We start from the raw sequence: 19969 nt of genomic DNA, 5'->3' as shown, positions 1-19969 counted from the left end.
CTGGCCGCGTCGGTGGAGTTCGACGTGGCAGGTGGGCACCGACGAGGTCTGCTGGCCGGTCCAGGACATGGCTCACATACCGGTGATGTCGTCCCGGCCGATGCGGGGGTTCACGTGGCGGGCGAAGCAGCGGCACCGCCCCGGCCTGGAGGCGATGGCGTCAGCGGGCGGGAAGCATGGCTTCGAGTCGCTGAAGGAAGTGAGCCTGCTGGTCGCGCTGGACTTCTTGAGGGCATCGGAAGTGCTGTCGCAGCCGTTCCGGCTTGATTTCGAGCATGCGGGCGGGCGCGCCTGGCACATCCCGGACTTCCTGGCCGTGATCGGCGGTGGGATGTGGTTGCTGGACGTCCGCCCGATGGAGCTGATCAAGGAAGAGGACGCGCTGAAGTTCGCGGCGGCCAGGGAAGTGGCGGCTGCCTGCGGCTGGCGCTACTCGGTGGTCGCGGGCTGGCGACCGCATGTCTGGAGCGTCTTTGACCACCTGTCCTCGCGCCGGCGGCCGGCGAGGGACCTTCTCGGCATGCGCGAGCAGCTGCTCACCGCTATCAGCGGGCAGAAGGGGCAGGCGATGACGTTCTCCGACCTGGCGGAGGCGACCAGCGTGCCTTCCGTTGGCCGGGCGAACATCGTCCGGCTGCTCTGGCACCGTGAGCTCGGCGTTGACCTGGGCAGATGATTCGCTAACGAAGAGTCTCGGTCACATAATTGAGACCGGCCAGAATTTCGCGCGGGTCCCGGGACCGAGTACCGCAGGGTCCAGATCCGTCAGCGAACATCCGCGTACCAATCTGTATTTCGTTGCAGGTAGCGATATCCCACCCATTCCTGAGCGAGTCGTTTGCCTTCCATGAGAAGTCCCACGGTGTCCGCGCGGTGGCGTGCGGGAAGCCAGCTCGCCAGTTGTGTGGCCTCCGCCGCATTGGCCGGAGCCTCCTTGGCGTTACGGGGCCGCCCCAGGTCCAATAGCACTTCGTACAGCTTTTCGGTTGGCTGCACGGCGGGCAGACCGAGCTGCGATGCCGTGTGGGAGGCCTTCAGCGGGATGCGTACACCGCTGAGGTCCAGGTCGCCGAAGTAGCGGATCTCCGAGATGCGGTGCTCCGCGGTGATGGCCCGGACTGAGGCTCGGAAGGTGCCGCCCAGTCCCCACGCGACATATCCAAGGCGGTGCTGTTCGGGAAGGCACTTGACGAGGGACCACCAAGTGGTCGAGTTCTCGACAACGAGCAGGACGTCACCGGTGCCGACCCGCCAGTACCGGCCATCCGTTTCCTCCAGGGGGAAGGTTTCCGTGAGCAGCGGTGGGGGCGGCCGGAAGGTTCGGATGACCTCGTCGAGCCGGTCCGGATCGGAGAAAAGGGGCCCGGACTTCAGCTCGTCGAAGGTCTTCTCGGGCATGGGGAAGTCTGCCTCGGAACCGAAGGTGCCGAAGATCTCCAGGGCGCGCTCGCGGATCGGTACGGCGAACAGGTCCGGGTCACTCTTGCGCCACAGGTTGAGGGCTGTGTAGGCGGTCCGCTGCTTGGGAGTGGCTCGCTGCCATTCTCGGGCGAGCCAGCTCAGTTCGTGATGCCAGCGTGGCATCGGTTCTTCGGTACGGACGGGACGGTCCTCGGGCAGGAGCCAAATACTGACCGGCAGGGATACCGTCTCGGGAGTCCTGTTCTGGAAAGCCTTGATCAGACCATTCTGTTCGAGGACTTTCAGACAGCCGTCGAGCACCGCCGGCTCGAACTCTCCTTCGGGATTGCGGTTGCGGATGGCCCGGAAGGCCTTCAGTACGGCGTCCAGCGGTATCTGCGTCTTGGTGTCGGCTCTGCGCTTGTTGTCCTTGGCCCACTGTCGCAGGAGCGCGAGGAGTTCACGTTCCCGTCGGCGCAGTGCGGTCGCGTTAGTCGGTGTCTCCCGCGTCATTCTCCGGCACCTTCCGCGTCGCGGGTGAAGACCCTGGCGGCGGACAGACGTCCGGTGCCGTCCGTGGGAGGGAGACGGTCGAGGTGGTTGCGGATTAGTTCGTCCACGACCAGATACTTGCGCGCGGCCCTCAGGTCGGCGTCGTTCCGCAGCCGGATGATCAGGGGGAACCGTCCCAGTGCGTTCTCGTCGAAGAGTCCTGTGGTGTAAACGAGTTGGACTCCGAGCGCCTCCGCCACCGATCGTTGCAGGTCGAGCAGGTAGTCGGCGTTGGCCCGTCCGATGGGGTTGTCGAGGAAGAGGACGCCTGCGTGGCGGTCGCGTCTGCGGCCCTTGGTGTTGGCTCGCAAGGCCGCCATCGTGCAGTACAGGAGGATGGCGGCAGTGAGTTCCTGGCCGCCGGAGAAGATCTCCTTGACCTTGGACACCCGTACGCGCTCCCTTCGCAGGACCTTGTCGGGCTTGAGTATGTACACCCGGAATCCCTTGGGGACGGCTGTGTGCACGCCACGCAGCAGCAGGGAGAGACCGTCGCGCCGCGTCTTGCGTCCGTCGCTGGTGACGCCGGCGGCAGCCTCGTCGACCACCTGTCCCAAGTGGGCCGTGAGTAGTTCGTCGCTGAGCCTGTCGAAGTTGAACTGGATGAATTCCTGCCCGGCCCATTCAGCGAGGGAGCGCGGTAGCGCGGACAGGCGCTGTGCCGACCGCAGGACGGCCAAGGCCTTGTCGACCTCGCCCTTGAGGTGATCGATGATCACTTGCCGGTGTCTGCTGATCTGGTTCAGGTCGTCGGTGAGGCTCCGCAGCCGCGAGGTGAGGGGGATGTTCCAGCCGCGTGCCTGGGCGGTCAGTTCCTCGGGCGGGAGGATCAGGATCTGGCGACGGACGGGGATGTTCAGGGAGTCGTACTTGTCGGCGCCCGCGTGCTTCTTCAGCCTCTCGATTGCCTTGCGCAGATTCCGCTCATGTCTGGCCAGATCGTCCCGGGCTGTGTTCCTGGCATGGTCGAATCGGCGGTGCTCGTGGCGTGCCGCAGCGGCGTCATCCGTGAACGGCTCGTCGGCGGCTTCCTCGGGAGTGAGAGCCGCGAGGGTTTCCGCCAGGATGGTGAACTCCTTGGCGGTGTCCTTCGCCGCCTCCCATGCCAGGACGGCCGCTGTGTGCACGGAGGCCACCGAAGCCTCCGCGTCCGCGGCGGCCGACTGCTTCGACCGGGCTTCCTCGACCGCTTCCTGACATGCGGTGATGTCGCGGGGCTGCCGCTCCAGGGGCATGGGGGCAACGCTCTCCGAAACGAACACCCGGAATTCGCTCCCGCGTTCTTTCAGGGCGTTCTCCTGCTGTCCTTGGGCGAGTTGGGCCTTCCCGACCGCCTCTTCGGCCGCCTTCTGCCTACGGCCCGCGCGCCGTAGGGCTTGTGCGCGGGTGGTCGCGTCGGAGGCCTCCGGAGTCAGCAGGAGTCGGTGGGCCTGCTCACGAGGAGCATCGTCCAGCGTGGAGTACTCGTCGCTGGCCTCCGTCTCCTCCGCCTCCGCCCGGATGAGACTTCGGCGCAACTCGTCCGGCACATTGGCTTTCTCGTAGTTGTCGGATGCGGTCTTGTAGGTGTTACGCAGCAGAGCAATGGGCTCGTGTGGAGCATCCGCCTCCTCAGGGACACCCTGCGCGCCGGGCAGTGCCGCCCGTTCCTTGAGCGCTTCTTCCTTGATTTGGAGTTGTTCACCGGCTGTGTTCCTGTGTTCTTTCGCCAGACGGCGGTGTTCGTCCGCGGCAATCAGGGCTTGGTCAGCCGCTTCGTTCTGCTGATCTCGTCGTACTTCGGCGGCACGGGCCAGGTCTGACCATCCCGGGATCTGGGCCAGTCGTTGGGCGATGTCGTCGAGTCTGCCGCTCACCGCCGTCAGACGGTCCCGCCCGCTCGCGGCCGTGCGTTGCGCTGTCCGGTTTTGTGTCTGCCGCTTGACCAGGTCGGTGACGCCGCGCCGTCGGTCGGCTGTGAGTTTCTCCGCCGTGGCGAGATCCTCGCCGGCCACAGCAGCCCTTTCGGATAGGGCTGCGACGGCACCAGGCGGGTAGCTCTCCCGCCATGTGGCGATCCGGTGCCTGAGTTCCTCGTCCCTGCGTTTGGAGGCCACGACCTCGGCGAGGCGCTGTATCCGTTGGGAGCACCGCTCCTCAACGGCCCGGTGTTCGGTTTCGGCTGCGTCGTGGTCGTACAGCGCGGGATGGAAGGGGAGCGTGAACGCAACGCCGTCCGGTTGCCCGGCCTGTAGGGATTCGAGTGCCTCGCTGGTGCCCACGGCCACGTAAGCGGTGGGCTGGGGTGTCAGCGCGGCGAGGATGTCACGGGCCTCACTCACATCACCACCGGAGTTCAGCAGGACGCCACTGACGAGATGGGGAGCCCTGGCTATGAACTCCTCGCGCTTGTGCTGGGGGGAGTCCGCAAGATGTTCCCAGCCCGGCCAGGCGTCGATCTGCCGGTCCCTCAGGATCCGGCAGGCTTCGGTCACGACGGCCGGCGGAGGCAGCAGCCGCCCATCGGCCAGGGCCAGCCGGTCTTGCTCGTCGCGGGCGTCCTCGATCCGCAGCGCAACGTGTTCCCGTTCGGCTTCGGCGATCGCTCCGGCAAGACGCTCGACCAGGAGGTGCGCGTCCTGGTCGAGGTCGACTCGTTCGCCGTCGAGGAGCTCGGTCAGCCGTGGCTCGGATTCCAGTGCCGTCTTGGGACCCGTGGCCTGTTCCAGCCTGTCCTGGAGGCGTTCGGCAGACTGACGTGCCTTCCCCTCGTTCTCCTTCGCGTCGTCCAGGAGCCGCTGGACCTCGAGGTGTTCTTCGGCGAGCGCTTCCGCCTCCTCTGCCAGCGCGTCGACCTTTTTGCGTGCGGCTTCGAGAGCGTGCTGTGCGTCCTGGGCGGCCTGCGGCAGCGCCTCCGTGTCGGCTGCCAGTCCGTCGGCCACGGCCTGCTGGGCGTCTGCACGGACCGCCTCCATACGCTGGACGAGGCTCTGCCGCTCGGCCTCCGCTGCGGTCGAAGCCTTGAGCGACTCCTCTCGCTCGCCGCGGACTTTCGCCTCGGCCTCGTCACGTTGACGCGCCGCCTCCTCTTCATCGCGTGCCCGGGTTCCGGCTTTGCGGACGAGGGCCGAGAGCCCGGCGGCAAATGCCCTGGCGGCCTGCTCACGCGCCTCGAAGGCAGGGCGGGCCTGTTCCTCGCCTGCGTTGACCAGCTCACGCAGCCGGGTCGCCTCGCCGGTCTTCTCCTGGTGGCGCAGTACGACGGCTGTCGCCTGCCATCCTGCTGTCAGGGCGTTGGCATCGTCCCGCTCAGTGGACGCCCGTGCGACAAGAGCCCTGGCCTCCTCCAGACGCATCGCGGCAAGGCTGAGTCGCTGCTCGGCCACGGTCGCGCTCCACCGCTTGGCCAAGCGCGCGGCGTCGTCCCGTTCCCGTGCGAGACGGGTCGCCTCCTGCTCCAGTTTCCCCAGGCGGGTGTCGTCGTCCTGGACGCGACGCTTGAGCTGCCCGGCGAACTTCACCAAGCCCTCCTCGGCCTGCTGGACGTGCTTCCGTGCTTCGGCCTCCGCGCGTGACGTCTCGATTAGCGGTCCGTGGAGTTCGACTGTGTGCTCCACGAACTCCTGCTCCAGCAACAGGCTCCGCCTCCGGGCGAGCTTGTCCAGGTGCTGGGACACCAGCTTGGCCAACTCGGTCAGGCTGTCCTGCTTGATCACGGCTTTGAGCAGGAAGTCGACGAAGCTCGCGTCCGAGTCGAGGTCGAACGCGCGTACCACCTCACCCTCGCCCTTGTTCATCACCCGCTGGTAGCGGAAGAGTTCGGAATCGATGCCGACCTTCGCCAGACGCTCCGTCCAGTCGGTTTGGGACTTCGGCCAGTCGAGCCCCAGACGGGGGTCCGCGTCACTGAGTTCGAGCAGTTCATTGCGGTAGGAGTCGAAGGACAAATAGCGGCGTCCGCCGTCGGTGATCGGCAGAGTGTCCAGGGCCAGCGTCTCGGTGGGGTAGAAGTAGTACCACCCCTCCTGGAGGTTGTCCGCGGCCTTGGAGACTGTCTGGTTCTTCCACGCCATCGCCTTGCCGGTGACAAGGGACCGGCCGTTCACCGCGTGCGTCCATTCGAGAGCGACGTGTGAGACGTCCTGGGCCAGCACGTAGTTGTCGAGGAGGCGGGGGTCGTCGGCCCCCTTCACGAGGCCCCGCCCCGGGAGCAGCACCGAGAACACCAGCTTGAGAAGCACGGACTTGCCGCCGCCGTTCTCGAGGAAGAGCACGCTGGCGGGCGACGGACGCAGTGTTTGCGTCACGGAATCGAACAGATCTGCCTGCTCCTGGGCGACCGGACGGCCGGCACCGCTGAGGTCCAGAGTCACATCCTGGAACCGTGCGCCCACGGGGCCGACCGAGCAGAGGCGGATCCGGGAGAGCTCGTAGTTCATCGTGTTTTCCATGCCCGAGCCCGTCAGTACAGCGTGCCGGAATCGGAGACCCGCACGATGCCTGCGGCAGCCGGTCCCACGGGGGCACCTAGGCGCAGCAACTCGTCGTACGCCTGGACGCCTGCCAGTTCGCGGACCTGAAGTTGGTAGCGGCTGGTCGTGCGGTAAACCTTGACCGAGCGCTCGTCGTCCTCGGTCTCGGTCAACATGCCCTGGTCGACCAGGTAGCGAAGGGCCTTGCCCACGATGGCCTCGGTGGACGGCGGGGCGACGCGGCCGTCGCTGGTCGAGCCGGCCTCGGGTCTGCGCAAGTACACGCGCCAGGCACGCTCCAGTTCGAGGGCGTCGGTCATGGGGTCGCTGTTCTCCTCCGATCCGGCCACACGCTCGGATAGTTCCTGGCATGCGTGACGTACCAGTTGGTCCACCGTCGGAACCGTGGCCTGGCCGACATAGCCGTCGTCGGCGAGGTCCTCGGGCCGCGGGAAACAGCAGGCGGCGATGGCCAGGTGGGCGATGCCGTGCAGCACCCGCTCTGCCTCTCGCTGATGGGCCTGGCGCGCCTGCCGTGCGTAGTGATCGAGTTTGGTCTCGAACACCGAGCCCGGCAGAGCCCCGAAGACGGCACCGGCACGCTGGGTGATTCCGATGACCCGCAGCCCGAGGCCTGCCGCGCTCCTTCTCACGAGTTGCTCGAACGCCGGTTCCTCGTCATAGCGGCGGACGAGAGCCGCGTAGTCGGCGTCCCGGTGCGGACGCAGCCTGGGGCGAAGGCCGTATCCGACGAGCCGTGCCGCCTCCTCCGCGTCGTGCTCGCTGTAGGTGCCGAGGACCCCGCTCATCGGTTGTCGCCTCCGGTGTTCTTCGTGGTCGGTTCCGGGCCGTCGGCCGTGGCCGGGTCCACGAGCCGTGCCGTGGTGAGGAGCAGGTCGTCTCCTTCGAAGCCCTGGCTGTCCAGGTCGGCGCCGGCGTGCACGGCCACCAAGACCCGGGGATCTCCGCGGCGCAGGGCTGTTCCGGTTTGCGGACCGTACGCGTGCAACGCCAGGAGTGCTACGAGTTCGGGAAGCTCGGGGTCGAGTGCTGCCGCTTCGTCTAGAAGACCGGACAGCGTGCGTACTTCGTCCGGCAGGTCGAGGAGCGCGTTGGCCTGTTCCCACTGGCGGTTAGTGAAGCGCTTCTGCTCTTCCAACGTCTCCAGGTCGGGTTCGAGGACTTCTCCCGCGAACCGCGTGCGCTCCGGTGCCGGGCGCAGCAGCAGGGGAACGAGGGTGGCCAGGTCCGGAAGATCGCGGACGACCGGGCCCGAGGAATCCGTGAAGTATCGGTCGGCTAATCCGGAGACATCAGTGACCGGCAGGTCGAGAGCAGGCGTGAGGATGTGGCCGTACAGGTCGAGGGTCTGGCGCTGGGGAGTGTCGGCGAACTGCTGGCGATCCTGCTGCTCCCGGAAGAGGTCCCGGGCTCCCATGAGGTGGGTGTGGAGCTTGATGTGGCGTCGTACGCAGTCCTCGACGATTTCGACGAGTTCCGCTGCCCGACTCTTGCGCACGGGCTCCTCCGCCTCGTCGCGTGCCTCGGCCATGTACTTCGCGATCGCCCGCTCGGCCTTGACCCGTTCCTCGACGTGGGCGAGCGCGTCGTCGAGTAGTTTCGGGACTTTCTCCTGCCAGTCCACCGCCTGCACGTTGCGCTTGGTGGCGTCCAACTGGACCCGGATCATCTCCCCGTACTGGATCGTACGGATACGCGCCTGCTCGGCGATCTGCTTGGCGTCTGCCAGCTGGCCCCGCCTGATCAGGTTGTCGAGTTTCACCTCGGCGGCGACCTGGGCGGACTCGACGTCGGTGTCCAGGGCGCCGACCAGGACGTTCAGAGCCTCGTGCGAGGCACGCAGGTACAGCTTGCCCGTGACGTCCCTGCGCTCCTCGATGAGCTTGAAGTCGAACGTGCGCACACGGTAGACGCCGTCGGCGTCCACTGCCCCGTACGGGCGGCGGAACGCGCGATCCACGTCCCCGACATTGATCAGACTCTCCAGTACCCAGGCCGTGACCCGTGCGTGCTCCTTGGCTGGGCGCTGCGACGCCTGCCGCGCGACGAACCGCTGGACTCGGTCCACGATGTGCTGGTGACTGGCGCCCGTGTCGAAGTCCATGGTGATCGCGACCTGGTCGATGGTGTACAGAGCGATCTCCGCCATCAGATAGGTCTTCGCCTCGGCCCACTCGATCATGCCCTTACGGGCGTCGAGCTCGTGCAACGGGGCGGTACATGCCAACGCCTTCGCTCTGCGGCTGAGTCCTTCGTCAACCGTGACAGCAGGCTCCCAGGTCTCGTCTCGCACAGTTGACACACTAGCCCTGTACGACTAGTCCGAACTCGGGTTTTCTCAGCCTATGTCGCCCCCGCCTCAGATTCGCCACACGACTGAGCCGTCTCGCTGTCCCGATGTGGGTCCGGTACCTCCTGGTCTCCGGCTGGACGGATGACCTAGAAGCTGTGGCAGGACTGGCGGACTTCGTGACACGGCTCGCCACGGGCGACCAACATCCTGCCGTTCCGCGAGCTCAGTGGCGCAATGCACGAGGCCCTCGGCATCCCGTTCCCGCTGCGCAACGCCCAAGTTCTACGCGGGAGTCGATACAGGCGAGACGGGAGATCGGCCTGAAGGCCTACTGAACCGGTGTGAAGCGGTCGATCAGGTAGCGGGCTACACCGGTCAGAGCCTGTAGGCGGAAGCGTGCCTCGCCGGCGTGCGAGGCGCCCGGATGCGGTCCGTTGGTGTGCGTGATCTGCCACAGGCCGCGTACGAAGGAGCCACCGTCGTTGTCGGGCAGCAGGCCCTGGTCGACGAGGTACCGAATGGCCGCACCCCCCGCGCCCTGCATCGTGGCGGTAAATCCGTGGGCAGTGGCCACGTATACGGCGACAGCCTCGAACATCGCTCTCAACTGGCCGTTCGCCGCCTCGAAACGCTGCTCCACCAGGTTGTCCACGGCCTGGCGGTAGCAGTTCCTGGCGACGGTCAACCCGAGCCGGTCGAATTCGTGCTCCAGCGCTGTGATCTCGTCACTAAGCGGCGCGCGCGGCTCGTCGAGAGGCAGGAGACGCGCACCAAGCAACCGCGACCTGGACCTGCCCCACATCTCCTCGGTGGTCTCGTACTCCGCGACGAGGTCCAAGCCATCCGACCTGAGTGCCTCCCGCAGCTGCCAGAACGGGGTACCGGCAGGAACATCCCCGTCCTCGGCGGGCGCCGTCCGCTCCGCGACCAGGCGGACGAACTCGTAGAGCGCCTTACGGGCCGCCAGATCGGCGTCGGCGGCCTGTTGCTGTGCGCCTCGAACCGTCCGGACCACCAGTTCGGCCTTACCGTACGAGTCGGACGGCATGAAGCCGTCCAGGCCGGCCTTCATGAAGAGGAGTTCCAGCTCGGCCTTGGAGAAGACATCCTTCGCGATGTCCGCCGCGCACCCGATCACGGGCGACGAAATCAGTTTCACCTTGGCATCGTCCCAGCCCGGCGGGAAGCGTGTCGTGCCGTTTTCATCTGGATCACCGGAATCGGTGCTCGCGACGCGGTCTGTTTGGGCAGCGCCCCCGTCCGCCGCCTCCAGCAACGAAAGGCACCACTTCGTCCGCTACGACGAGGACAGCGACACCTGGGTCCTCCGCTGTATCGACGACGTCATGAATGTCTCTGGGCACCGCAGCTCCACCGCCGAGGTGGAGTCCGCGCTCCTCTCGCACCCCGATGCCGCAGAAGCCGCCGTGGCGGGCGTCCCGGACGCCACCACGGGCCAGGCCATCATCGCCTTCGTCATCCTGCCGGCGCCACGGAGGAGACCGACGCGTCCACGGCCGGGCTGCGCGAGCACGTGACCCAGCAGATCGGCTTGATCCCCAAACCTCGCCGGGGCCTCCTCCGCCTCATTGATCCTCGACGTGCGGCATAGGTCCGCAAGTCGGCGCCCCACAGGTGAGGAATCAAAGAGAGCAAGTCTGGGGAACCCGTGAGCACCGGGTGGGGAAAATACAACGAGTCTCATCAACGACCGAGGCGAGCATCGCGCTGTTCGGGTAGATGGACGGCTCTTACAACTCCCGGCACAGCCAGAAACGGCTCGGCTACCTCAGCCAACCGAGTTTGAAGGGAAGCACCACACCGACCAGGCGACGGCCGAACGCACCTGAAAAACCGACAACCCGCTCTGACCATCCGATAGAAGTACCCACCGCACGCCGGAAGAACCTCAGACAGCACCGTCGGCCACATGCTGGTTCGCTTGGACGGCGCCCCCTCGATCCCACACATAAGGGCCCAGATCAAGAGCGGCGTCGCCCATTGCCTCGCTTACCCCGAACGAGCTCTGCGGCGACCCACTGCTCGAATTCGCCGATAGGGACTACTGGCACGCTGGAGGCAAGCACCCGGGGAGCCATGAGATCCCTGCTGGTGACGATGGCGGATGTAACAGTCCAGCTGGTGGTATCGCGATCCCCAAGGAAGTGAGTCAACGTTGCCGCAAGGTTTTGGCGTACCCACTCTGTGCGGCGACCAAGTTTGAAGAGAGCACTTTTGTCGCCGCGCAATAGAGCATCGGCTTCGTTGGCCATTTCGGTCGGATTACGTGACATCTCGAAGTCCTTGGCTTCGATAACGATGATCACGCGTCTAGCCGCGTTGATACCAAGCGCATCGATGTCGCCCAGATCGTGACCCTCGGCTGACGTGAGTCTACGTCCCGCGATTTTGGAGACACCCCTGACAGCGAGGGAACAGCCTCCAGCCCTGAGTGTGTCGACGACATGCGCTTCGAAGGCTTTGTTCTCGTCCTGCCGAATCACTCCCAGCAGTTTCTTCATCGCTGATGACGTGCTGCGCAACCGTCCGGAGTAGATGAGATTGACCCAATACGAGCCACTGCTCCAAGTATGCCTGGCTCCCCAGACGAGTTGAGAGCCGTCCCCTGTGCCCACACGGATAAGCGGGCGTCGAACGTACGACCATTCCCGGTTGTAGCGCCACGGCCACGCATCGGAGTTGACAGAAAGGAACTTGGCGCGGGGACGCAGTGTGAGCCGATCGAGGAAGGTCTGCGCTTTCTCATGTTCCCAGTGCAGCGTCCTGGACAAGTGATCGGCAACAACCGACTCTGCAAGGGTGTAGGGCTCTGACTGGCAGCGCTCACCCCCCAGAGCGATGACCTCGCCGACACCCTGGGACAAGTCGGTGAGAGAGAAGCGGAACTCGGCGACCATTGCTTCTTCTACCTGTGCAGTGGGCCCTTGGGGCTCGGATCCCCGGCGGGAATGACGAGTCGGTGCTGCAAGCAGGAGTGCCTCTGCTCGGGCTGTAGCAAGCGCGTTGGAGCCTGATTCGTATTGGTCGCCGCGGGAGACACCGAGTCGACCGGAGGCCAACAAGGCAAGTTGAGCCTCTGAGAAGTCGTGGTGAATGGCTTCCGAGAGAGTGGCACGAGAGATGAGTTCTGCAGACAACGCCATGAGGTGGTCGTACGTGTCCAGGGTGAGTGACGAGTCTCCACTGGGAGGTTGGGCAGCGACGTATTCGATGAGGAATCGGCTGGCCTGAGCAGCTTCCACTTGGCGCTTGGTGGTCCTGACAAGGTTCTCGGCCGGCTGGCTTGCCTCTCCGAAGCAGGCGATGCGCGATGGGAGGATCTGGTCATTGAAGGCCTCGTCGTACAGGAGCGCTTCGTGCCGCGAAATCAGCGACTCGACGAGCCCCTCGGCCGCCAGACCGGCCACCATATCCTCGATGAGTGTGAAGTAGTGCCCCACGACCTTCTGCAGAACCTGGGTACGCTTCTCCGAGGGGATGGTCCCCACTGGCGTACCGGCGCTATCGAGGTACCGGCCCAGTTCGTCAAGAACCATGGCGGAAGCGGCAGGTTGTACCAGTCGAGCCGTAGGGAGCGGACCGGGGCGCAGCGGAAGGCGTGGGTTCAGTTCGACATGCAACAACTGTTTGGGACCCTCGGGCGCCAGTTGATCGACGAGCGCGTCAAGATCCTCGTCCACCAATCCGGCGGTTTGCGTGATGCCTTCAAGCAGGGCTCGTAGCACGATGCGGTCGGCTCCATTTGCGTCTGCGAGAAGGCTGGCCAAGCCCTCCGCGTAGAGGCGCAGATCGACGAGCCCAGGTTCGGCGCCACGGACGCCGACCCAGGGACGTGCACTTTCTGTACCAGGATTGCCGTCCAACGCAGCCTGCCACGCTGAGGGATCGTCGAAGGAAAGGCTCACGTACAGCTCGCCCGTAGACGCGGCTAGCGGCAAGAGCTCGGGACGGGCGGTAGAAATCTGCCAGGTCCAGAAGGCTGCTGCTTCTACCGTCAGGTGATGGAAATCCTTCAGCCCGTCAGCAACTTCATGGTCGCCAGCACCCAACCACACATTTACGTCTGGGACTTCGACGAGTCTCCCCACCTCGGGTACGTCTGGAAGAGGTCGATAGATCGGCGCCGTAGACGTGCCGTATACGGAGACCACCGGCACGTAGACAGGCCTGTGGGGGCTGGGAACGTCATGACGGTCGTAGCGTTGCTGAACTTCAACGCGCAGCGCTCGAGAGTGGTCCTGTTCGACGAGAAGCATCGTAGGTCTCGTGTCGTCTGACACGTAGTAGCTGTACTCGCAGTTCCGGTAGAGCCCGTAGTTGTCCAGCGCGCTCCACGACTGCACATGGGTCGTCTCGTGCAGCTCCGTTTCCGCTTGCGCAAACCGCCATAGGAACAGGGGGTCTGAGCCGTCCAGCTCTGCCATGACCTGAAGGTCGCTGAGAGAGGTCACGACGACCGGGCCGGGGCGACGCTGGTCCGCGAGTCCCAAGAACGAGGATCGGCCCACACCTTCGTTGATGATGAGGCGAAGAGTGCACGCGTCCTCGGGAAGAGGCGGGCCGACAGGGTCAATGACGTTCTGCACCCGCAGACCAAGATCCCGGATGGGCCAGTGACCTGCCGGATTGGTCTCGTCGTAGTCGGACAGGTCATCCATGACCACGGCAAGGTCGAGGATCTTGTCCTCAGCGAACGTGAAGGTGCGGCGGGTGATCAGGTCGTCACCCACCTGTTGAGCCGGCCCTGTCGGGACCGCACCACACAACGTCAAAAGGCGGCTGGTGTCTCTCATCGTCTGATCGCGCAGTAGGCGCGCAAGCTGGGGTCGGCATTCGTGCAACCCGGCTTGAACGATGAGTTCATGGCGCAGCGCCGTAACCAGTTCGGCTGGATTTGCGACGATCAAGCCATCTTCCATGAGGAGAAGAGGTTTGACTACGAGTCCATCGTCCGGCCCTGGTCCCGTGGTGAGCGTGTGCTCGCCTGGCCGGATACCCCATCCAGCGAGGAGATCGGCGGAACTGGCCGGCAGCAGGTCAGACAGGTCCGTGAAGCGATAGCGGACGGCTTCCCGCAGGGCGGTGAGGGTCTTCTCTCCCGGAACGAACACCTCGTCACTGTGTCGCTCCGGCGGAGCGATACCCCGGTGAAGCCCGGCCCGACGCAGCATGGCGTCGCTCAACCTCAATGCCGTGTGCGCCCACAACTGTGTCTCCTTGACGAACTGCGCCGGCAATCCAGCCTGTCCATCAGGCCCGAGGATGCTCTGTAGCATGAGATCGAGGGTGTGAGCACACCGTGATGTCAGTCCTTGCGCGACGAGACATGGCCCGCCGTGGAAGGAAACCTCGGCGGTGTACAGGTCGTCGTACAAGTCTTCTTGGGCACGGATCTGAGAGCCGCTAACCAGGGGATCCTTGAGCAGCGCTCGGAGCTTGCTGGGTGACAGCCGGGGTGCATCCGGACGGCTGGGGAGGCACGCCCCGATGGCAGCAAGGCGCTGAAGCCTCACAAGGCGCGGAATGTTCTGAGGAATCAACTGCAGAGCGGCTGCCGACGCGACAAGCACGGGGCCATCTACATCGTGCCAAGGGCGACCGGTCAAGCGGGCAGCGGTCATGCGCGTCTCCTAGGGCTGGCGGACGATCCTTGATGCAGCCGAAGAAATCACTGCGACCAGCAACAAGCGCCTCCGTGCGTCACGGTAACGCCCAGGACTGACAACGGACGCCTCTTCCCAACCCCGAACGTCCGGCGCCTACGGGATCGAGTTCACCATGCGCCCGGCATCGCCGACGAGGAACCGGCTCACCCCGTCGCTCACTCACAGTGAGCATCCAAGCTCATGATTCGCCAACTATGCCTCTCATGATTTGCCAACAAGGATTCTCCACGCACTCCCGACCTGCGCGTCTCAGTCCATGATTCGCCAACTAAAGTTCTCGGTCACACCCGCCGCTGCTTTGGCTCCCGCCCCGGCCGGTCATCCGGCGGCCGTGATCCGGCCGACGGCGGTTGCGGCCAGTCCTGGGTCCGCTCGCAGCCAGGTGCTCACATGCTCCCGTACGGCCGACGAGACCGCTTCCCGCACCCCGGCATTGCCCAGCATGCCGCGGGTGGCACCCTCGAACTCGGGGTGATCGAGTTTCACCGAGACGACCGCTGTCAGGCCGTCGCGGAACCGGCCGGGCCCGATGGCGGTGCCGCTCGCCGTCGACAGCCGCCGCTCGCGCGCGAAGGTGTCGAGCGCTGCCGCCAGCCCGTGCCGGAAGCCCACCACGTGCGTCCCGCCCCCGGGGGTGGGCCTGCCGTTCGCGAAGCTGTGGATGCCACCCGGGGCGGTGAGGCTCCACGCCAGGGCAACCTCGATGGACCCGCCGATCCGCGGATCCTCCCGCTCGAAGCCGAGGACCCGAGGTGCGTCGGACGCCCCGGCCCGCGCCGCGAGGAAGGCGACGAAGTCCTTGGCACCGCCCGGGAAGAGGAACCGTTCCGCTCGTGGTCCGACCTCGGGGCGCTGGTCGGTCAATGTGATGTCGAGGCCCCGGTTGAGGAAGGCCAGTGTTCTGCAGTGCTCCGCCAGCGTGTCGAACGAACACTACGCCGCACCGAAGATGTCGGCGTCGGGCCGGAACGCGATGACGGTTCCGGTTTCCGTCGTGGCCCCCTCGGCAGAGGGCGGGCCGACCGCGACACCGCGGTCGTAGTGCTGTACCCAGCGCATCCCCTCGCGCCGGGTCTCTGCCGTCAGACGGCTCGACAGGGCATTGGTGACACAGGGCCCCAGGCCGAGCAGGCCCGCTCCCACGCGTCGGCGGCCCCCGCACCGCGGCGCGGGGTCCATCCGGGTCAGCAGTGTTTCCAGGCCGGGTGCGCCCGCGTGCCCGGCCGCCTCGACGGGAGTGCCCGGCCCGGCGATGGCGACCCGCACGCAGCGGTCGGGGCGCAGTGTGATGTCGACGCGGTCGGCGCGACCGGCGAGGACCTGGTTCGCCGCCCAGTCGGAGACCTCGAACACCATGTTGTGCAGCCCGCGTTCACCGGTCGAGCCCACATACATCCCCGGGCGTCTCCGGATGGCTTCCCGGCTCATGAGCGCCTCGACAGAGGCGGCGGCGTACTCCTCCGCGGTGCCACTCATGACGTTCCCCTCCCATGGACGGCCGGCGGAACCCTCAGCCTAGGCAGGGGCCACCTGGGTGCTCGGTTCGGCCGGGTGGGGTGGGGGTGAACGGTAGTATCCGCTGCTTCGGGGGACGCGTGGAACGGGAGGCGACGGGGTGGCTGCGAATCCGGGGGCCGGGGTGCTCGCGCGCCTGGGCGAGGTGACCCGTGGCGTGCCCGACGGGCGCGGGGGTGCGCTGTGGCGGCTCGCCGTGGACGGGCGGCAGCTCGACGCCAATGTGGTGCGGCTGGCTCCGGGCGCCGGGGTTGCCGGTCATGTCGAGCCCGACCTGGACGTCCTGCTGTACGTGGTGGAGGGCGACGGGCGGCTCGGTACCGGGGAGGGCGAGCGGCCCGTCGAGGCCGGGTGCCTGGTGTGGCTGCCCCGCGGGGCGCGGCGCGGGATGGTGGCCGGGCCCGAGGGGCTGGCCTACCTGACGGTGCACCGCCGCCGCCCGGGGCTGACCATCGGCGCCGCCCCGGCCGCCCGCGACGAGGGCGGCGAGGCGGCGTGCCTGCTCCCGCGGGTGTGCCCGGACTGCGGCAGGCCGGCGCCCGACGAGGCCGACGTCCGGTTCTGCGGGCGCTGCGGGAGCCGGCTGCCGGCCCGGGACTGACGTCCTACGTCCGCACCGCCCGCAGGACGACGAACTTCGGGTCGCTCGCCACGACCTCGCAGTTGCCGAACAGCCGGCGCAGCGTCACATGGTGGCCGAGGTGCCGGTTGCCGACGACGCGCAGCTCGCCGCCGGGGCGCAGGGCGCGGCGGGCGCCGGAGAACATCCGGCGGGCGGTGAGGTCGGTGGTGGCCTGGTGGCTGTGGAAGGGCGGGTTGTTCAGGACGACGTCCACGCTCCCGTCGGGTACGTCCGCGAGCCCGTCGCCCACCAGGAACTCCGCCTCGGCGGCGGGCGGCCCGCTCGCCCGGAACGTCTCCTCGGCCGACGCCACGGCCTGGTACGACTCGTCGGTGAACAGCAGCCGCGCGCCGGGCTCGGCCAGCGCGACCGCGAGGCCCACCACGCCGTTGCCGCAGCCGAGGTCGACGACCCGGGCGCCGGCCAGGCCGCGCGGCAGGTGCGGCAGGAAGAACCGGGTGCCGATGTCGAGGCGGTCGGCGCAGAAGATGCCCGCGTGGTTGACCACCGTCCGGCCCGCGACGCCGGCCGGGGCGTCGGCGGGCAGGGCGTACCGGTGCGGCCAGGGGCTGGGGTCGCGCGGCAGCGAGGGGTCCGGCGTGCAGTGGATCAGCCGGGCCTTCCGGACGGCCAGGGAGGTGCGGGTGGGACCAATGATCCGCTCGAAGAGGCGGAGGGTCGAGGTGTGGATCTCCTTGACCATGCCGGTGCCCACGACCACCGTCCCGGCGTGCACCGCCGGGGCGAGGCGGTGGAGCTGGTCCTCCAGCAGCGCCAGGCTCTTGGGCACCCGCACCAGCAGGACGTCGATCCGCTCGGGCGGGGCGTCCCGGGTGGTCAGCAGCCGTACGGCGGCGGGGCCGGCGCCGGTGCGCGCGGCGTTGCGGGCGAGGTTCGCCCGGGTGGCCTCGCGGCCGAGGTACGAGTCGGTGATCTGGACGACCTCCGCCCCGGGCCGCCCGGCCAGGGTCGTGGTCAGGGCGCCCCACCGGTCCCCCACCGCGACCACGGTTCCGGTGACGGGGACCGCGGCCTCCGCGAGGTGGTCCAGCAGATAGGTGTCGGCGGCGTCCCAGGCGCGGAGCCGGTCGCGCGGGTCCTCGGGGAAGCGGGTGAGGTCGCGCTCGCCCCATGACGTGGTCAGACGGTTCATCGTGCGCCCAGGCTAGCCGGTGGCACGGGTGCCACCGGAACGGGGCGGGCGAGCGCCCGGGGGGGGCGGGTGCCCCGGGGCCGCTGGAGACCTGGGGGCCGGAGACCTGGGGGGCCCGGGGGCCGGTGACCTGCGGGCCCGGAGGCCGGGGGGCCCGGGGCTAGCCGAAGCGGAGCGCCATCCAGTGCTCCGGGACGTCGAGGGGCGCGAAGCCGATCCTCTCGTAGACCCCGTGGGCGTCGTGGGTGGCCAGCATGACGCGCGTGACGCCCAGGGTGGCGAGGTGGTCGCGGACCGCCTCGACCAGCGCGGTGCCCAGGCCCTTGCCGCGGGCGGCGCGGTCGACGTACACGTCGCAGAGCCAGGCGAAGGTCGCGTGGTCGGTCACGACCCGCGCGTAGGCGGCCAGTTCGCCGGTGGCCGTCTCGTACGCGCCGAAGTTGAGCGATCCGTCGATGGCGCGGTCCTGCTTGTCGCGGCTGCGGCCGATCGCCCAGTACGCGTCGGTCGACAGCCAGTGGTGGACGCGGGCCCGGTCGAGGCGGGCGGCGTCGGTGGAGATCTCGTACGCGTCGAGGGCCGTACCGGCGGCCGTGGTGGTGTCGTCCATGATCGGACTCTGGCAGGACGGGCGCGCCCGGTGAAGCCACCCGACCGGCTTCGCCGGGGTGACGCGGGCCACACCTCGGGACGTAGACTGCCCCACGGGGGCGACATTCAAGGCGAAAAGCCGCAAGGAGGACATCGATGCACGCCAGTGTGGGCGACAGATTGCTGGTGCACGGCCGGGTCGTCGGCCAGCACGACAGAACCGCCGAGGTCATCGAGGTGCTCGGGCCGGACGGCACACCGCCCTATCGCGTCCGCTTCGACGACGGCCACGAGACGGTGATGTCCCCGGGCCCCGACAGCGTGGTGCGCCACAAGGAGCCCGGGTAGTACGGCCCGGCGGTACGGTCCCGGTCAGGCGGGGTAGTGGTCGGCGACGACCCGCGCCATCGCCCCGATCCGGTCCGTCACGACCTCCTTGGCCGAGAAGAACACATGCCCGCCGACCCTCGGGTACTCACCGGCCAGGGTGAGGTGGCGGGACAGCTCGGCCGGGTCCTGCCAGGCGGCCGGCTGCGCGGGGTCGCCGGCCTTGTAGAGCGCCTCCCCCGCGTAGAGGTCGACGCCCGTGCCGCGCACCGTCTCGTCCCACCAGGGGACGAGCTTGGCGTAGTCGGCGGCGCTGTTGCCGATGTGCCAGTAGAGCTGCGGCACCACGTAGTCGATCCAGCCCTCCCGGATCCACTTGCGGGTGTCGGCGTGCAGGTCGTCGTAGGTCTGCACGCCCGCCCGGGTGTCCGAGCCCAGCGGGTCGGTGGCCTTGTTGCGCCAGACCCCGAACGGGCTGATGCCGAACCGTACGTCCTTGTCGACGCCGTGCACCTGCTCGGACATCTCCCTGACCAGCCGGTCGATGTTGTCGCGCCGCCAGGCGGCCTTGTCGGGGAAGCCCGCGCCGTGGGCGGCGAAGGTGTCGTCGTCGGCGAAGGACTGCCCGGCGACCGGGTAGGGGTAGAAGTAGTCGTCGAAGTGGACGCCGTCGATGTCGTACCGGCGTACGGCGTCGAGCATGGCGTCCTGGACGAAGCGCCGCACCTCCGGCAGCCCCGGGTCGTAGTAGAGCTTGCCCCCGTACGGCAGGACCCAGTCGGGGTGGACCCGGGCCGGGTGGTCCGCGACCAGCCGGGACGGGTCGGTGTGGTTGGCCACCCGGTAGGGGTTGAACCAGGCGTGCAGCTCCAGGTCGCGGGCGTGCGCCTCGGCCACCGCCGTGCCCAGCGGGTCCCAGCCCGGGTCGCGGCCCTGGACGCCGGTGAGGCACTGGGCCCAGGGCTCGTACGGTGAGGGCCACAGCGCGTCGGCGGTGGGCCGCACCTGGAAGACCACCGCGTTCAGCCGCCGCTCGACCGCCGTGTCGAGGAAGGCGACCAGCTCGGCGCGCTGGCGGTCGGCCGTCAGGCCCGGCTTGGACGGCCAGTCGCGGTTGGCGACCGTCGCCAGCCACATCCCGCGGAACTCGGTGCCCGGCGCACCGCGCCCGTCCTGCTCGTGCTCGGGCTCGTCACTCTCATGATCGCCGGGCCGCCGGGACCGCCCCGGACCCTCGGCCGCCCGCGCGCCCGCCGCCCGCGTGCCGGCCGCTCCCGCGTCTGTCGCGGCCCAGAGGGACGCCGCCGCCCCCAGCGCCGCCGCCGCCAGACCCCGCCTGCCGATATGCCGCATTCA

The 19969-nt window shown here is 67.7% G+C and carries 14 protein-coding genes and 1 pseudogene; 4 read left to right on the top strand and 11 right to left on the bottom strand.

All coding sequences use genetic code 11. The features are described 5' to 3' along the window. Positions 1 to 31: 31 nt before the first annotated feature. A complete protein-coding gene (locus ACF08D_RS26835; RefSeq protein WP_392226023.1) occupies positions 32 to 676 on the top strand; it encodes a TnsA-like heteromeric transposase endonuclease subunit in 645 nt (214 codons plus the stop codon). 89 nt (positions 677 to 765) lie between these two features. Here ACF08D_RS26835 and ACF08D_RS26830 read toward each other — a convergent pair whose 3' ends face one another. The 5 genes from ACF08D_RS26830 to ACF08D_RS26810 all read right to left on the bottom strand — a co-directional run bounded on the left by ACF08D_RS26830 (position 766) and on the right by ACF08D_RS26810 (position 9994). After that, a complete protein-coding gene (locus ACF08D_RS26830) occupies positions 766 to 1914 on the bottom strand; it encodes a Wadjet anti-phage system protein JetD domain-containing protein (protein ID WP_392226022.1) in 1149 nt (382 codons plus the stop codon). After that, positions 1911 to 6371, bottom strand: a complete 4461-nt coding sequence (locus tag ACF08D_RS26825) for a hypothetical protein (protein WP_392226020.1) — start codon at positions 6369 to 6371, stop codon at positions 1911 to 1913. Before ACF08D_RS26825 ends, ACF08D_RS26830 begins: the two co-directional genes overlap by 4 nt. 23 nt (positions 6372 to 6394) lie before the next feature. Then, the gene (locus ACF08D_RS26820; protein WP_392226018.1) at positions 6395 to 7213 is read right to left on the bottom strand and encodes a hypothetical protein; all 819 of its coding nucleotides are present in this window, start codon (positions 7211 to 7213) and stop codon (positions 6395 to 6397) included. Further along, a complete protein-coding gene (locus ACF08D_RS26815) occupies positions 7210 to 8718 on the bottom strand; it encodes a hypothetical protein (RefSeq protein ID WP_392226017.1) in 1509 nt (502 codons plus the stop codon). Before ACF08D_RS26815 ends, ACF08D_RS26820 begins: the two co-directional genes overlap by 4 nt. 328 nt (positions 8719 to 9046) lie before the next feature. Beyond that, the gene (locus tag ACF08D_RS26810) at positions 9047 to 9994 is read right to left on the bottom strand and encodes a hypothetical protein (protein WP_392226380.1); all 948 of its coding nucleotides are present in this window, start codon (positions 9992 to 9994) and stop codon (positions 9047 to 9049) included. Positions 9995 to 10019: 25 nt separating this feature from the next. Here ACF08D_RS26810 and ACF08D_RS26805 point away from each other — a divergent pair. Next, positions 10020 to 10291, top strand: a pseudogene (locus ACF08D_RS26805) (acetyl-coenzyme A synthetase); the annotation flags it as partial. Between the two features lie 409 nt (positions 10292 to 10700). On the opposite strand, the gene ACF08D_RS26800 reads toward ACF08D_RS26805, so the two are convergent. The 3 genes from ACF08D_RS26800 to ACF08D_RS26790 form a co-directional block, all read right to left on the bottom strand. Then, positions 10701 to 14114 carry a hypothetical protein gene (locus ACF08D_RS26800; protein WP_392226015.1) on the bottom strand — a complete coding sequence of 1138 codons (3414 nt, stop codon included), beginning with the start codon at positions 14112 to 14114 and terminating at the stop codon, positions 10701 to 10703. A gap of 609 nt (positions 14115 to 14723) precedes the next feature. Further along, positions 14724 to 15269, bottom strand: a complete 546-nt coding sequence (locus tag ACF08D_RS26795) for a hypothetical protein (protein ID WP_392226014.1) — start codon at positions 15267 to 15269, stop codon at positions 14724 to 14726. 69 nt (positions 15270 to 15338) lie between these two features. Continuing rightward, on the bottom strand, positions 15339 to 15881 hold the full coding sequence (locus tag ACF08D_RS26790) for a hypothetical protein (protein WP_392226012.1): 543 nt from the start codon (positions 15879 to 15881) through the stop codon (positions 15339 to 15341). A 139-nt stretch (positions 15882 to 16020) separates the two neighbouring features. Between ACF08D_RS26790 and ACF08D_RS26785 the strand changes: the two genes are divergently transcribed. Next, complete coding sequence (locus tag ACF08D_RS26785; protein WP_392226011.1) at positions 16021 to 16521, top strand: cupin domain-containing protein; 501 nt, start codon at positions 16021 to 16023, stop codon at positions 16519 to 16521. Positions 16522 to 16525: 4 nt separating this feature from the next. Here the strand turns inward: ACF08D_RS26785 and ACF08D_RS26780 are convergent, their stop codons facing one another. Both ACF08D_RS26780 and ACF08D_RS26775 read right to left on the bottom strand, forming a co-directional pair. Then, positions 16526 to 17695: a methyltransferase gene (locus tag ACF08D_RS26780; RefSeq protein ID WP_392226009.1), complete on the bottom strand. Its 1170-nt coding sequence runs from the start codon at positions 17693 to 17695 to the stop codon at positions 16526 to 16528. Positions 17696 to 17855: 160 nt separating this feature from the next. Further along, positions 17856 to 18305 (bottom strand): GNAT family N-acetyltransferase, encoded by a 450-nt coding sequence (locus tag ACF08D_RS26775; RefSeq protein ID WP_392226007.1) that lies wholly within the window; start codon positions 18303 to 18305, stop codon positions 17856 to 17858. Between the two features lie 137 nt (positions 18306 to 18442). Here ACF08D_RS26775 and ACF08D_RS26770 point away from each other — a divergent pair, with 137 nt between their 5' ends. Next, the gene (locus ACF08D_RS26770) at positions 18443 to 18634 is read left to right on the top strand and encodes a DUF1918 domain-containing protein (RefSeq protein WP_392226005.1); all 192 of its coding nucleotides are present in this window, start codon (positions 18443 to 18445) and stop codon (positions 18632 to 18634) included. A 24-nt stretch (positions 18635 to 18658) separates the two neighbouring features. Here the strand turns inward: ACF08D_RS26770 and ACF08D_RS26765 are convergent, their stop codons facing one another. Then, positions 18659 to 19966: a glycoside hydrolase family 10 protein gene (locus ACF08D_RS26765; protein WP_392226003.1), complete on the bottom strand. Its 1308-nt coding sequence runs from the start codon at positions 19964 to 19966 to the stop codon at positions 18659 to 18661. Positions 19967 to 19969 lie beyond the last annotated feature (3 nt).

Origin of the sequence: Streptomyces sp. NPDC015131 (genome assembly GCF_043079975.1) — a bacterium.
Taxonomy (GTDB): domain Bacteria; phylum Actinomycetota; class Actinomycetes; order Streptomycetales; family Streptomycetaceae; genus Streptomyces.
The sequence above is the reverse complement of the archived record's forward strand: the minus strand, read 5'-3'. Positions and strand labels throughout refer to the sequence as shown.

Bases quoted from the DNA above. Each gene is read 5' to 3' on its own strand.
- ACF08D_RS26830 (WP_392226022.1), bottom strand. From the start codon at position 1,914: ATGACGCGGGAGACACCGACTAACGCGACCGCACTGCGCCGACGGGAA.
- ACF08D_RS26765 (WP_392226003.1), bottom strand. From the start codon at position 19,966: ATGCGGCATATCGGCAGGCGGGGTCTGGCGGCGGCGGCGCTGGGGGCG.
- ACF08D_RS26825 (WP_392226020.1), bottom strand. From the start codon at position 6,371: ATGAACTACGAGCTCTCCCGGATCCGCCTCTGCTCGGTCGGCCCCGTG.
- ACF08D_RS26770 (WP_392226005.1), top strand. From the start codon at position 18,443: ATGCACGCCAGTGTGGGCGACAGATTGCTGGTGCACGGCCGGGTCGTC.
- ACF08D_RS26780 (WP_392226009.1), bottom strand. From the start codon at position 17,695: ATGAACCGTCTGACCACGTCATGGGGCGAGCGCGACCTCACCCGCTTC.
- ACF08D_RS26775 (WP_392226007.1), bottom strand. From the start codon at position 18,305: ATGGACGACACCACCACGGCCGCCGGTACGGCCCTCGACGCGTACGAG.
- ACF08D_RS26790 (WP_392226012.1), bottom strand. From the start codon at position 15,881: ATGAGTGGCACCGCGGAGGAGTACGCCGCCGCCTCTGTCGAGGCGCTC.
- ACF08D_RS26820 (WP_392226018.1), bottom strand. From the start codon at position 7,213: ATGAGCGGGGTCCTCGGCACCTACAGCGAGCACGACGCGGAGGAGGCG.